Origin of the sequence: Lacipirellula parvula (assembly GCF_009177095.1) — a bacterium.
GTDB classification, from domain to species: Bacteria; Planctomycetota; Planctomycetia; order Pirellulales; family Lacipirellulaceae; genus Lacipirellula; species Lacipirellula parvula.
Genome location: NZ_AP021861.1, coordinates 5,483,754 through 5,497,751 on the forward strand (window position 1 = coordinate 5,483,754; position 13,998 = coordinate 5,497,751).

At 63.6% G+C, this 13,998-nt stretch carries 8 protein-coding genes; 5 read left to right on the forward strand and 3 right to left on the reverse strand.

Going from position 1 to position 13,998, the window contains the following annotated elements:
* Window positions 1-110 precede the first annotated feature (110 nt).
* Window positions 111-2,690 (forward strand): CARDB domain-containing protein, encoded by a 2,580-nt coding sequence (locus PLANPX_RS21475; protein WP_152100706.1) that lies wholly within the window; start codon window positions 111-113, stop codon window positions 2,688-2,690.
* 879 nt (window positions 2,691-3,569) lie between these two features.
* Here PLANPX_RS21475 and PLANPX_RS21480 read toward each other — a convergent pair.
* Window positions 3,570-4,523, reverse strand: a complete 954-nt coding sequence (locus tag PLANPX_RS21480; RefSeq protein ID WP_152100707.1) for an N-acetylglucosamine kinase — start codon at window positions 4,521-4,523, stop codon at window positions 3,570-3,572.
* A gap of 347 nt (window positions 4,524-4,870) precedes the next feature.
* Entirely contained in the window at window positions 4,871-5,848 is a 978-nt protein-coding gene (gene murQ / locus PLANPX_RS21485; protein WP_152100708.1) for an N-acetylmuramic acid 6-phosphate etherase, read from the reverse strand.
* Window positions 5,849-6,073: 225 nt separating this feature from the next.
* Between murQ and PLANPX_RS21490 the strand changes: the two genes are divergently transcribed.
* The 4 genes from PLANPX_RS21490 (at window position 6,074) to PLANPX_RS21505 (ending at window position 13,018) form a co-directional block, all read left to right on the forward strand.
* Entirely contained in the window at window positions 6,074-7,576 is a 1,503-nt protein-coding gene (locus tag PLANPX_RS21490) for a sodium:solute symporter (protein ID WP_152100709.1), read from the forward strand.
* Between the two features lie 36 nt (window positions 7,577-7,612).
* Window positions 7,613-10,084 (forward strand): exo-beta-N-acetylmuramidase NamZ domain-containing protein, encoded by a 2,472-nt coding sequence (locus PLANPX_RS28170; protein ID WP_152100710.1) that lies wholly within the window; start codon window positions 7,613-7,615, stop codon window positions 10,082-10,084.
* Window positions 10,085-10,170: 86 nt separating this feature from the next.
* Window positions 10,171-11,556 (forward strand): FAD-binding oxidoreductase, encoded by a 1,386-nt coding sequence (locus PLANPX_RS21500; RefSeq protein WP_152100711.1) that lies wholly within the window; start codon window positions 10,171-10,173, stop codon window positions 11,554-11,556.
* Window positions 11,557-11,686: 130 nt separating this feature from the next.
* A complete protein-coding gene (locus PLANPX_RS21505) occupies window positions 11,687-13,018 on the forward strand; it encodes a (Fe-S)-binding protein (RefSeq protein ID WP_198421791.1) in 1,332 nt (443 codons plus the stop codon).
* A gap of 245 nt (window positions 13,019-13,263) precedes the next feature.
* On the opposite strand, the gene PLANPX_RS21510 is transcribed toward PLANPX_RS21505, so the two are convergent.
* Complete coding sequence (locus PLANPX_RS21510; protein ID WP_232536213.1) at window positions 13,264-13,884, reverse strand: MBL fold metallo-hydrolase; 621 nt, start codon at window positions 13,882-13,884, stop codon at window positions 13,264-13,266.
* Window positions 13,885-13,998 lie beyond the last annotated feature (114 nt).

Genomic DNA, 13,998 nt, shown 5'->3' on the forward strand with positions numbered 1-13,998 from the left:
GATTTTACCGGAATTCTTTTCGGGATCGATTCATTTCTCGCAACGCGCATTGCCGATCACTCTGCATTAGGGGAGGGCGTACCGTCGTTGAATCGTGCAGGGATGCCATCATGATGCGTGGATTGATCATTGCCGCGGCTGTTTTCAGCCTGACCGCGGATAATTTGCTCGCACAGCAGCCGGCGCCGAACCGTTACGTGCAACGTAACGCGCAAGTGCCGCAGCCCGCTGCGGCTGCCGCTCCCGCCGCCGCGCCCCGCATGCACGTCGATCCCATGGTGCAGCAAACGGCCGTCGCGAACACCAACTCGCGTTCGCCGCGGAACGGCGCCAAGCCGCAACAAACCACGGCGAAGAAGTCGGGCGTCTCGTCCTTCTTCTCGCGGTTCAAGCTGCCGAGCCTCAGCGGCGATGGCGGCGAAGAACAAGAACAAGCCACTTACGGCGATTCGGGTTCGAACCCGCCGCTGCCGTACGATCCGTCCGAGCTGCAGCAAGAGTCGGGCTCCATCGCCCGCCGTCAGCCGCAACGGGCCGGCTCGGCTTCGGCGCCCGCCGCTTCAGCCCCGGCCGCCGCGCCGCGTACGGCGACCGCCGCTCCGAATCGTCCCACCGCGACTCGTCCCACGACGCAAGCCGCCGCGCCGGCTGCTCCGGCCGTGAAGCGCAGCTCGCCGACGCCGAGCCATCGCCGCAACGAATTGGCCGAAGCTCTGTCGGACTTGGCTCCGTCGACTTCCGCTGTTGAAGCTCAAGCTGAAGAAGTCGTTGAGGAATACGTCGACGCCGAGATCGCCGCTCCGACCGCCGTCGATGGCGCCGATCTGCCGAGCTACCTGCAAGAGTCGGCCCCGGCCGCTCGCCCCGTGGCGAAGAAGTCGGCGTCGCTCGACGTCGGCGCCGCGTTGCAAGCCGAAGCTCCGCGTCGTCCGGCCGCGCGTCCGACGCCGCAACCGGCTACGGTCTACGCGGAAGACGAGCTCGCTCCGATGCCGTCGACCACTGCGAACGCTCCGACGCCGACCCCTGCCGCTCGTCCGTCGGTGGCGAAACGTGACATTGCCGATGCGTTCCGTCCGGCTCCCGCTGCGATTCCGCCGGCGCCGATCGCCGACGACGAGTACGCTGCCGCGCCGACGCCGGCCGCTCCGGTCGCTGCTCCAGTGGTCGCCCCCAAATCGAACAACAGCATGCGTTCGAACAGCGTCGCCGCCGAAGCTCCGGCGAACGGCGTGCTGTTCACCTCGCAACAACCGTCAATCTCGTCCTTCATCGAAGGTCCGCAGCGGATCGTCGTTGGCCGTCCGGCTGAATACCGCGTCGTCGTCGAGAACAAGGGGAACGTCGCCGCTCGCGAAGTGACCGGCACGATTGCCGCTCCGGCTGGGGCTGAACTGGTCGACACCTCGGCTTCGAACGGCGTCGTCGAACGGGCTCCGATCGTTGAAGGCCAACAGCCGTCGAATGAGATTAAGTGGCAACTGTACGAACTGCCGGCTGGCGCCAAGCAGACGCTCACCATGCAAGTGATTCCGCGCGGCGGACGCGAGATGCAACTCGGCGTCCAGTGGAACCATGCTCCGGTCGGCGGCCAGGCGGTCGTCGAGATCCAAGAGCCGAAGCTGCAGATGGAAATCAGTGGCCCGGCCGAGGTGATGTTCGGCAAGTCGCAGCGGTACGCTCTGACGCTGAGCAACCCGGGCAACGGCTCGGCCGAAGAGGTGACGATCGAACTGACCCCGCCTGGCGCCGACAAGACGGGCGTCGTGAAGCACAAGGTCGGGACGCTCGCCGCCGGTGAAACGAAGAAGATCGAACTCGAACTGACCGCTCGCGAAGCGGGCGAACTGAAGATCCTGGCCGCTGCTTCGGCACTCGGCGATCTGCACACCGAAACCTCGAAGGCCGTCCTCTGCCGGAAGGCGGAACTGCAAGTCGATTGGCGTGGTCCGGAGAAGAACTTCGCCGGGTCGGTCGCTACGTACTACCTTCGCGTTCGCAACCCGGGTACGGCCGTTGCCGAGCAGGTATCGGTCGAGCTGAACCTGCCGGCTGGCGCCGAGTTGGTCGAAGCGAGCGAAGGTCATGCGTGGGACGAAGCAGGCCAAAAGGTCGTCTGGAGCGGCACCTCGCTCAACCCGGGCGAAGAACGGTTCATGGAAGTCCAATGCCGTATGTCGCAACCGGGCGTCAACAAGCTGGAACTGACCGCGGCGACGGCTGCGGGCGACCTGCGGGACGCGAAGTCGGCGCCGGTGAACGTCGAAGGTCTGGCTGATCTCAAACTCGAAGTGACCGATCCGCAAGGGGTCGTACCCGTCGGCGAGATGGCCGTCTACGAAGTCCACATCAAGAACAACGGCCTCACCGCCGCGAAGGGGGTGAACGTTGTCGCGATGTTCTCCGAAGGGGTCGAACCTTCGCACGTCGAAGGTGGTCAGCACACGATCGCCGACGGCCGAGTGTCGTTCCGGACGCTCGACAACGTCGCCCCGGGCAGCGAGACGATCTTCAAGATCCATGCGAAGGCGACCAAGTCGGGTACTCACAAGTTCCGCGCGGAAGTCGTCTGCCAGGAACTCGAAGTGAACCTCGCCGCCGAAGAAACGACTCGTTTCTTCACGGGCGAAGATCGCTGGGCCGATGCTTCGAAGGCCTATGCCGAGGAAGGCGACACCGCGACTCGGTAATGCGATTGGCCTAACGGCTTACGAATTTGGGAGCCCATCGGACCGGGTTCGGTGGGCTTCCTTTCTTTGAGGCGACGCCAGCGGAGCGTGGTGACTGGTCGCTAAAGCGACCAGTCCGACGGGCCAGATCGGCGAAGTGCATTTTAGGCGACACTAAGCTTTCGCCGCATGTGTTTGGTTGAGAACAGGTTGCGATGATGCCGGCGAATGTTGTGTCGCATGCGACACGACACGAGAGGCGACATGGACGTGGTCGCCGCTTTTGCCCGGCAGTGAAAAATGACGTCAGCGGTCGCTTGAAAAAGCGCAGCTGGCGTGTGATTGAATTTTCAAGGAGTGGGAGCGATTGGGACTCGTAACGCGGTGGCGGATGCGCGGCGATGGCGCATCCGCCGCGCGTTGCGGGCGGAATCAGTCGCATGGTTCACGGTAGCGGATCGCGTGGCGGATTGCAGCTACCGATTTTCTGCCACCTGCCTTGATTGGTCGCGTCCCAGCGGGACGACGGACAATAGCCCAGCACTTCGTACGAATTTGCCTCAGCTGCGGCGTGAGTCGTTGACGGCACTGGCCCCGGAGGGGCCAAGTCATGTAGCCAGGGGCGCAAGCCCCTGGTCGCTGGGTGGAATATTTTGACCAGCCGCGTGAGGGGCGACATTGCTCGTCACAGCGATCGGGAACTCTGTCGCCCCTCACGGGGCTCTTGATCATCGCGGCGTTCCAAACCAGGGGCTAACGCCCCTGGCCACATCATGCCGCCCCTGCGGGGCTGACGAAGTGTAGGCGCTTCGGCGCCTCACTTGAGTTACTACCGCGGGACACAGACAGATCGCACTCTTTTAGATAGCGCACGCGGCGCCTCCCGGGCGGAGCTCGGGGCTAGAGATAGCGTTGCGCTAAACGCAGGCAGCCGGCGACGGGGTTGGGGACGCGCTTCACGGGGTCGGGCGCGATGTCGCGTTGGGCCAGGGCGGCGAGGAGTTCGTTGTAGAGCAGGTCGCTGCCGCAGATGACGCCGCCGGCGAGGGCGAGCGGGAACTTGGGGCCGAGTTCGAGTCGCGTCGCGAGGGTCGCCGTCATCAGGGCGAGTTCGCGTGCGCCTTCGCGGACGATGCGGAGCGCGGCGACGTCCCCTTCGCGGGCCGCTTGCTCGACGACAACCGCCAGGCGGGCGATCGCACCGCGGACGTTGCCGGTCTTCTCCAGAGCGCCAAGGATCGAGCGGGGTTCGTCGACTTCGAGCTTCGCCATCAGCAGCGCGACGAGCATCGTCGGAGCGCTGCGGCCGTCGGCGGAGCGGGCGACTTCAACGAGCGCCTCGCGGCCGATCCAGTAGGCGCTCCCTTCGTCGCCGTAGTGGTAGCCCCACCCGCCGACGACGTGCTTCTTGCCTTGGACGTCGGCGCCGATGGCGGCCGAACCGGTGCCGACGATCAGCGCGATCCCCTGCCCTGCGGGCGTTCCCTCGGCGAGAACTGGTTCGGCGTCGTGCTCGAAGCGGATTTCGTCGGCGATGCCTTGCGTGCGGGCCCACGCGCCGATCTCTTCGCGAACGGCGGCGTGGCCGGCGCCCGACATCGCGAGAACGGCGACGCGGACGGCACGCTTGGGCTGCTTGGCGTCGGCCCAGGCGAGGTTGATCGCTTCGCCGAGATTGGCGAGGGCGGTTTCCATGCCGACGGCGCGGGGATTGGAGGAGGCTGCCAAGCCGCGGCCGAGGATGGCGGGCGGAGTGGCGCCGTCGAGTTGCGCGAGCCAGACTTCGGTTTTCGTGCCGCCGCCGTCGACGCCGATGGCGAGAGGGGCGTCGGTTGAGGTGGGCGGAGTTGGCATCGAGGAAGGCGAGCTAAGCGGGAATTGGGGGCGAGTAAGCGCTCGGTTTATTGTGAACCGCGAGGAGGCGTGGTGCTACGGCTGTTAAGGGCAATGTGGCTCGCTCAAAACAAAGCACCAAACAAGCTCAACCCTGAGGTCCCCTCCCCTTGAGGGGGAGGGTTAGGGAGGGGTGATTGAAGCGGGTACCAGCGTTCCCCCCCTCCCCAGCCCTCCCCTCAAGGGGGAGGGAGCCAGAACATTTTCATGTTGGCAGAAGTTGCTCTGGTACGACCTTGAACATACGCACCGAGTGCGCGGGATTAACCGCGCCGGAATGGAGAACCACCCCCGGGCGGAGCCCGGGGCTAGTGGCTGCCGTTCGACGAATGACCGTTGCTGGCGTGACCGTTGACGGTCGTGTGGCCGTTCGCGGCGTGGCCGTTGAGGCGGCCCATCGATTCGAGGGCGGCGCGCAGGTGGCCGTTGGTGGCGTGGAGGATGACGCGGGCCTCTTCGGCGGTGACGCCGAGGCGGTGGGAAGTGATCGCGGTCTTCACTTCGCCCTGGCAGGCGGCGAGAAGCTTGGCGGCTTCCTCAGAAGCGAGTTCCGTGAGTGCCGAGACAATCCGCTTGGCCCGTTCGAGCAATTTCACGTTGCTCGCGTTCATGTCGACCATCAGGTTGCCGTACGTTTTGCCCATCTGCACCATGGCGCCGGTGGTGAGCATATTCAGCACCATCTTGGTGGCGGTGCCGGCCTTCATGCGGGTGGACCCGCTGAGGACTTCGGGCCCGACGACGGGGATAATGCTGATGTCGGCCCGCGACTTGAGCAGCGATTCGCGGTTGCAGGCGAGGCCAATGGTGTAGGCGCCGACGCTGCGAGCGTAGTCCATGCCGCCGATGACGTAGGGCGTGCGGCCGCTGGTGGCGATGCCGACCAGGACGTCGCTGTTGCTGAGATTGAGCTTTTGGAGATCTTCAGCAGCCAACGTCGTCGAATCTTCAGCTCCTTCGACGGCCTTCAGCATGGCCGACGGGCCGCCGGCGATGATGCCGACGACCTGCGACGGATCCGAACGGAAGGTGGGCGGACATTCCGCAGCATCCAGCAAACCGAGGCGCCCCGAAGTTCCGGCCCCGATGTAGATCAACCGTCCCCCGTGGGAGAGACGGTGTGCGATCACCTCGATTGCTTTCGCGATATGCTCGGCCTCATCAGCGACCGCTTCGGTGCACTTGGCATCCTCCTCGTTGATCAGGCGAACCAACTCCAGGGGAGTCAGGCTGTCGAGGTGTTCAGACGCGGGGTTCCGCGCTTCGGTGGTCAGATGTTCGAGCATGCTTCGATTCTAGTAACGGTCTCGGACGTAAGACAGATTCGGTGCGCGAAACAGAGTAAAATCTGCGCTGGTCTGTCCTGCGTTTGGGGGGTGGCAGTTATACTGTGAGTCTAGCGCGAACTGGTTGCGTAAAAGTAAGAATGCGCCGGGCGGCTCTTTGTTACAACCAGCCCATTTCCCACCCAAGTATTGAATTTCCCGCCACGCTGTGGGATTTGCAGGCCCATGCTAGTATTCGCCGAGTCGTCGTCGTTCTGGGAACTCCCGATCTCAGGTTTCGACGCGGCGATTGTGGCGATTTATCTCCTGGCGATGCTAGCGCTAGGGATTTGGGTCGGGCTCGGTCAAAAGACGACCGTCGACTACTTTCTCGGCGGCCGCTCGATGCCCGGTTGGGCCGTGCTGTTGTCGATTGTTTCGACCGAGACGAGTGCGGTCACGTTTCTCAGTATCCCCGGCATGGCCTTCGCTGCTGGCGGTGATTTACGGTTTTTACAGATCACCTTTGGATATATCGTCGGCCGGTTGATCGTCGTTTGGTTACTGCTGCCGATTTATTTCCGCGGCGAGCCATTTACCGCCTACGAAGTGCTGGAACGGCGATTTGGGAAGTCTTCGCGGCGAATTACCTCGCTGCTATTCCTGGTGACGCGGAATATCGCCGATGCGCTGCGGCTCTATCTGGCCGCCTTGGTCCTGAAAGAGGCGATGGACCTCGAAATGCAACTCTGCATTTGGGCGGTCGGGGCGGTGACGATCGCCTACACCTATCTAGGGGGCGTCAAATCGGTCGTTTGGAACGACTGCGTCCAATTTGCGATCTACATCCTCGGCGCCGGGGTGATTTTGTACAAAATCTTCGCGTTGCTTCCGGGCGGGGTGGAAGAATACTGGAGCTATGCGGTCGAGAATGACAAGTTGCGAGTGTTCGATTTTACGCCTTCGCTGACCGCGACGAATACTTTCTGGGGCGGCCTCATCGGCGGCATGTTCTTGACCGCGGCGACGCACGGCACCGACCAATTGACAGTCCAACGCCTGCTTGCGGCGAAGAGCCAACGGACGGCCGGTTGGGCCTTAGCGGCGAGTGGGTTTATCGTTTGTTTTCAGTTCGCATTGTTCCTGCTGATCGGCGTTGGCTTGGCGGCGTTTTACAGCCAGACGGAAGTTTCGTTCGGCTCGACCGGTAACGATCGCGTCGTCGCTCACTTCATTATCAACCATCTCGATCCGGGCATCATCGGGCTGACGCTGGCGGCGGTGTTCGCGGCGGCGTTCTCCAGTTCGCTCAACTCGCTGTCGACGGCGCTGGTGAGCGATATTGTGCTGCCGCTGTCGGGCAACACGCTTACCCGCGAAACGCAAATGCGGTGGGCGAAGTGGTCGACCTTGGCGTTTGGCCTGCTGCAGATCGGCATCGCGGTGGTTGCTTACCGGATGAGTGCGAGCCAGAGCATAGTCAACGAAGTGCTGACGATTGCAGCCTTCACGAGCGGACCGATGTTAGGGCTCTATTTGATCGGCGTGTTGGCGCCGAACGTTTCGGAGAAGCCGGCGTTGGGCGGGTTCTTGTGCGGGTTGATTGTGATTTCCTTAGTGACGTTCTTGCCGAGGTTTACCGACATGCCGGTCATCTGGTGGCCGTGGTACGCGACGATTGGTTCAGCCGCGACGTTTGCGTCGGGCTGGATGCTAAGTAAGACGCCGCTTGGGGCGAAACACGTTTAAGAAAAACTGATTTCCTCTGAAATTAGGATCGCAACGATGAGATACACGCTTTCTTTGATTGGGGCCTGCGCGTTGAGCCTGCTGTTGGCCGTGGATGCCGCCCAGGCGGAGATTCCGGTCGTGCCGGCGGCGTCGCTTGGGCTGAACCAGGCGCAGCTTGATCGGATCGATGCACTCGTCAAAGAAGAGATCGAAGCGAAGCGGTTGCCGGGCTGCGTCGTGGCGATTGGCCGCACGGGGGGGATTGGTTTCTTGAAGGCGTACGGCGATCGTCGTGTCGAACCCTCGCAGGAAGAGATGACCGTCGACACGGTGTTCGACATGGCGTCGCTCACCAAGCCGATCGCGACCGCGACGAGCGTGATGATTCTCGTCGAGCAAGGCAAGGTGCGGCTGCGTAATCCAGTGGCGGAATATATCCCGGAATTTGCTCAGAACGGCAAAGAGAACATCACCGTCGAGGATTTGCTCGTCCACCGCGGCGGGTTGATTCCCGACAACGCGCTGAGCGATTACGAGGATGGCGAGGAGAAGGCGTGGGAGCGGTTGTTCGCCCTGCCGACCGATCGCCCTGGTAAGCAGTTTATTTACTCCGACGTTGGCTTTCTGACGCTCGGCAAGATCGTCGAGCGGGCGAGCGGCAAGAATGTCGCGGAGTTTGCGGCGGAGAACATCTTCAAGCCGCTGGGCATGAAGGACTCGGGCTACACGCCGTCGAAGGAGTTGTCGCAGCGGGCCGCGACGACCGAAAAGCGCGACGACGAGTGGATGCGGGGCGAAGTGCACGATCCGCGGGCGTACTTGCTGAACGGCGTCGCCGGGCATGCGGGGCTGTTCTCGACGGCGGCGGATCTGGCGATTTACTGCGATGCGTTTTTGCGGGGGGCCTCGAACAAATCGTCGCAAGAGTTGGCTCGCGGTGACGACGGCAAGTCCGCCGCTCACGCGGTTCCGCCGTTCGTGATGAGCCGGGCAACGCTGGCCGAGATGTTGCGGCCGCGCGACGTGGCGGGCAACTCGCGGGCGCTCGGCTGGGACAACAAGAGCGCCTACTCGACCAATCGCGGCGAGCTGCTCAGCAGCCGCGCCGTGGGTCATGGCGGGTTCACGGGCACGGCGATGTGGATCGATCCGGAACTCGATTTGTTCGTGATCTTCTTGTCAAACCGCGTCCATCCAAAGGGCGATGGGTTGGTGAATCCACTCGCGGGGCGGATTGGCTCGGTAGCGGCGGCGGCGATTGACGGACCGAATCCGACGAGCGTGGCCGTGGCAGCGAAGACTGCGGTGGAAGAGAAGGCGGAAGGCGCTGGCGACGTGCGGCCGGCGCTGCATGCCGTTGAAGCCACCAAGGTCTCAAAGGCCAAGCGGCCGCAAGTGCTGACGGGCATCGATGTGCTCGCTCGCGACGGGTTCAAGCAACTCGCCGGCCGCAAGGTGGGCCTGATCACCAATCACACCGGCCTCGATCGCGACGGTCGCCGCACGATCGACCTGCTGGCGAACGCCCCGGGCGTGAAGCTGGTGGCGATCTTCAGCCCCGAGCATGGCATTGCGGGGAAGCTCGATCACGATGGCATCACCGACGCCCGCGACGAAGCGACGGGGCTGAAGATTCATAGCCTCTACGGCGAGACCCGCAAGCCGACGGCTGAGCAGCTGAAGGGGATCGACACGATTGTGTTCGATATTCAGGACATTGGCTGCCGGTTTTACACCTACGAATCGACGATGACCTGGGCGATGGAAGCGGCGGGCGAGCATGGACTAAAGTACGTGGTGCTCGATCGGCCGAATCCGATCGGCGGCGTCGCGATGGAAGGTCCGCTGGCCGATGGCGGCCGCGAGTCGTTCGTCGGCTGCCACACGGTGCCGCTGCGGCATGGCCTGACGGTCGGCGAGTTGGCGACGATGTACCGCGCGGAACGCGAGATCGAGGTCGATCTCGAAGTGATCAAGGCCGAGAACTGGCGCCGCGGCGACTACTGGGACGCGACCGGCCTGACGTGGGTCAACCAATCGCCGAACATGCGGAGCCTGACCGAGGCGATCCTCTACCCCGGCATGGGCGTGTGGGAGACCACTAACGTGTCGGTCGGTCGCGGGACGGATACGCCATTCGAACTGATCGGGGCCCCGTGGATCGATGGGCAAAAACTGGCCGCGGAACTGAACGGCGCCGGCCTGCCGGGCGTGCGGTTCACGCCGATCGAGTTCACGCCCAGCGACAGCAAGTTCAAAGAGCAGAAGTGCGGCGGCGTGAACGTGGCGATTACCAATCAGGCGGAGTTTAACGCCGTGGCCGTGGGGCTGGAGCTGGCCGCGACGCTGCGGCGGCTCTACCCGCTCGACTGGCAGGTGAAGGCGGCCGACCGGCTGCTGATCAACGACGAGGTTTACCAGGCGATCGTCGCCGGGGCCGATCGGGCGGAGTTGGAGGCACTGTTCGCGGACGATCTGAAAGAATTCGGGAAGCGTCGCCAAAAGTTTCTGCTCTACGGCGAGTGAAAACGCAGCGAGCCGCCTGAAAACGGCGGGGGTGTTTGTTTATACTGGCGGTTTGTCGTTCGCTCACCGCCATTGAACTAGCCCCCATGTCGCAGACGGTCGTTTCGCTTGCCGAGGAACTTGCCCAGGAACTCGGCGTCGATCGGGTGCTGACGGCGGCCGAGGATCTGGCGGTTTACGCCTACGACGGCACCGCGGCGTTGCGGCAGAACCCTGCGTGCGTCGTTTTTCCGCTGACGACGGCCGAGGTGGCGTTCTGCGTGCAGACGGCGCGGCGGCATCGGGCGCCGATCGTGACGCGCGGTTCGGGCACCGGTCTGAGCGGCGGCAGCGTGCCGATGGAGGGGGCGCTGGTCGTCTGCCTCAATCGGATGGACCGGATCATCGAACTCGATCCGCGAAACCTCACGATCGAAGTCGAGGCGGGCTGCATCACGCAGACGATCGACGAGACGGCCGGCAAGCATGGGCTGTTCTATCCGCCTGATCCGGGGTCGCGGAAGATTTCGACGATCGGCGGCAACGTCGCGGAAAATTCGGGCGGCCTGCGCGGCCTGAAGTACGGCGTCACCCGCGACTATGTGATGGGCCTCGAAGCGGTGCTCGCCAGCGGCGAGGTTGTGTGGCTGGGCAACAAGTGCGTCAAAGACGTCGCGGGATACAACCTGCGTGACTTGTTCGTCGGCTCCGAGGGAACGCTCGGCATCGTCACGCGGGTGCTGCTGAAGCTCGTGCCGCTGCCGCAAGCTCGCAAGACGATGCTCGCGTCGTACACGACGCTCGAAGCGGCAGGCGAAACGGTTTCCAACATCATCGCGGCGAAGATCATTCCGTGCACGCTCGAGTTTCTCGATCAGCAGACGATTCGCTGCGTTGAGGACTTCGCTCATGTCGGCTTGCCGACCGAAGCGGCGGCGGTGCTGATTATGGAGACCGACGGCCATCCGCACGTCGTCGCCGAAGAAGCGGCGGCGATGGCGGCGATCGCCTCGGCCTGCGGCGCGATTTCGGTGCGCACCGCAGCCGACGACGCGGAAGCGAACAAGTTGCTTTCCGCGCGGCGGGCGGCGTTTTCGGCCCTCGCTCGCGTACGGCCGACGACGATTCTCGAAGACGTCACCGTGCCGCGAAGCGAACTTGCGGGGATGGTGGCGTTCATCGCCGCGTCGGCCGCGAAGCATGGGCTGCAGATCGGCACCTTCGGCCACATGGGCGACGGCAACCTGCACCCGACGTACCTCACCGACGAACGGAACGCCGACGAGATGCACCGCGTCGAGCTGTCGCTGGCCGAGATCGTCGACCGCACGCTCGCCGTCGGCGGCACGATCACCGGCGAACATGGCGTGGGGCTGGCGAAGAAGCCGTACTTGAAGCAACAACTGGGCGACAACAGTTATCAGTTGTTGAAGCTGGTGAAAGGCGCGCTCGACCCCGACGGGCTGCTCAATCCCGGCAAGATATTTGAATAAGAAGACTCACCACGACGACACAACGGACACGACGAGAAGAACGGAGTTGGCAACGATCAATCCGACTTGTATTTCCGTCATGATCGTCGTGCCGTCGTGGTTCAATCGCATTTCTGAAGCGACCTAAACCTTGTCCGAACTGAACCTCCTCAAATCGCTCGACTACTCCGTGCTGCAGCAATGCATGCATTGCGGCATGTGCTTGCCGACGTGTCCGACGTATGACGAGACGAAGTTCGAGCGGAGCAGCCCGCGAGGGCGGATTCGGTTGATGCGCGAGGTAGCCGATGGGCGACTCGACGTCACCGAGACGTTTGCCGAGGAGATGTCGTACTGCCTTGGCTGCCTGGCGTGCACGACGGCGTGCCCGGCCGGGGTCGACTACGGCACGCTGCTGGAGAATGCCCGCGGCGAGGTGGAACGGCGCGGCGTCATCGGCGGGCCCGCGCGGCGGCTGTTTCGCTGGGCGAATCTCTCGGTGTTGTTCCGGCATCCGCGGCTAATGCGAGCGGTGGGCCGTTCGCTGTGGCTCTACCAAAAGCTGGGCGTGCAGTCGGCGCTGCGGAAGCTCGGCGTGATGAAGCTCCTGCCGCAACAATTGCGAGTGATGGAAGCGGCGACGCCGACGGTGGTGGCGCCCTTCTCGAACGCCCGCATCAAGCGGATTGAAATGCCGGCCGCCCCGGCCAAGTATCGCGTGGCGCTCCTCACGGGCTGCGTGCAAGATTTGTTGTTCAGCCCCATTAATCGCGCCACGGCCGACGTGCTGCTGGCGAACGGCTGCGAAGTGGTGACGCCGCGGCTACAGTATTGCTGCGGTTCGCTGCACGCCCACAACGGCGAGTTGGAATTGGCTCGTGATCTCGCGCGGAAGAATCTTGATCTGTACGACGTCGAGAAGTTCGATGCGATCATTAGCAACGCGGGCGGCTGCGGCTCGCATTTGAAAAAGTATGCGGAGCTGTTGCATCACGATTCGCAGTATCACGCGCGGGCGGTCGCTTGGGATCGCAAGGTTCGGGATGTGAGCGAGTGGTTGGTGGAGATTGGGTGTCGCGCGCCGCAAAGTGCTGCGGGTGGCGTCAGAGTGACATACGACGCTTCTTGCCACTTGCTGCATGGGCAAAAGATTGCCGCGCAGCCGCTCGCGCTGTTGAAGTTGCTGCCAGGCGTCGATCTCGTGCCGCTGGCGGAGTCCGATTGGTGCTGCGGCAGCGCGGGGGTCTATAGCATCACGCAGCCGGAGCAATCGGCGAAGCTGCTCGGTCGCAAGCTGGAACATATCGCCGCGACCGGGGCGTCGGTGCTCGCGAGCGGCAACCCAGGGTGCTTGATGCAGATCGAGAACGGCATGCGCCGCGACCCGCGGCTGGCCCATGTACGGGCGTGCCATCCGGTGGAGTTGTTGGCGGAAGCGTATCGGCGCGAAGCGAGTCGCATTGGCCCCGGAGGGGCCGAGTGATGTAGCCAGGGGCGCAAGCCCCTGGTATCCGTGGCAACAAGAGACTCTCAGCCCCGTGAGGGGCGGCAGAGGTCCCGATGTCCGCAAAGAATAGTGTCGCCCCTCCGGGGCTCAAACTCTTGACGACGCTGCTAACCAGGGGCTGACGCCCCTGGCTACACCATATCGCCCCCTCCGGGGGCTAAGCGCGACTTCGCTCTACCGGAATGGATGCCGCCCCCCCGGGCGGAGCCCGGGGCTAGGGTCTACGTCAAAAACGGATTCGTGCGGCGCTCCTCGCCCACCGTCGTTGGCGGGCCGTGGCCGGGGAGCACGACGGCGCTATCAGGCAGCGTCAGCAGCTTCGTGCGGATCGATTCGATGAGCGTCTCGTGGTCGCCGTCGGGGAAGTCGCTGCGGCCGATGCTGCCGGCGAACAGCACGTCGCCGCCGAGGACGATCATTGGCGAGAGCTCCTTCGCGACGAAGATGACGTGGCCCGCGCTGTGGCCGGGGGTGTCGTAGACTGTCCAGCGGATGCCGGCGAACTCAACGACCTCGCCCTCGTCGACCGTTTGATCAGCAACAGGGCTGATGATCGGCATTCCGAACCCGGCCGAGAGATTCCCCTTCGCATCGGTCAGCTTCCAGGCGTCGCCGGCGCCGATCACTAGCGGTGCGTCGGGCCAGCGTTCTTTTAGATAGCCGTTGCCGGCGATGTGGTCGGCGTGGCCGTGGGTGTTGAGGATCGCCACCGGGTGGAGTCCGGCCGCTTCGAGCTCGTCGACGATCCGATCAGGCTCAAGCCCGGGGTCGACGACGATGCAGGCGCCCCCCTCGGCAAGCGAGAGAAGATAGGCGTTTTCTTCAAATAAGGCGGAGGTCACCACGCGGACAAACGGGGAAGTTTCCTTATTCTGCACAGTTTAACCTTTTCGATGTCGTAACACTCGGATACGATTCCCCGCCTTGGGGGTATCGGCTGAAACGGTTAGGCTGAC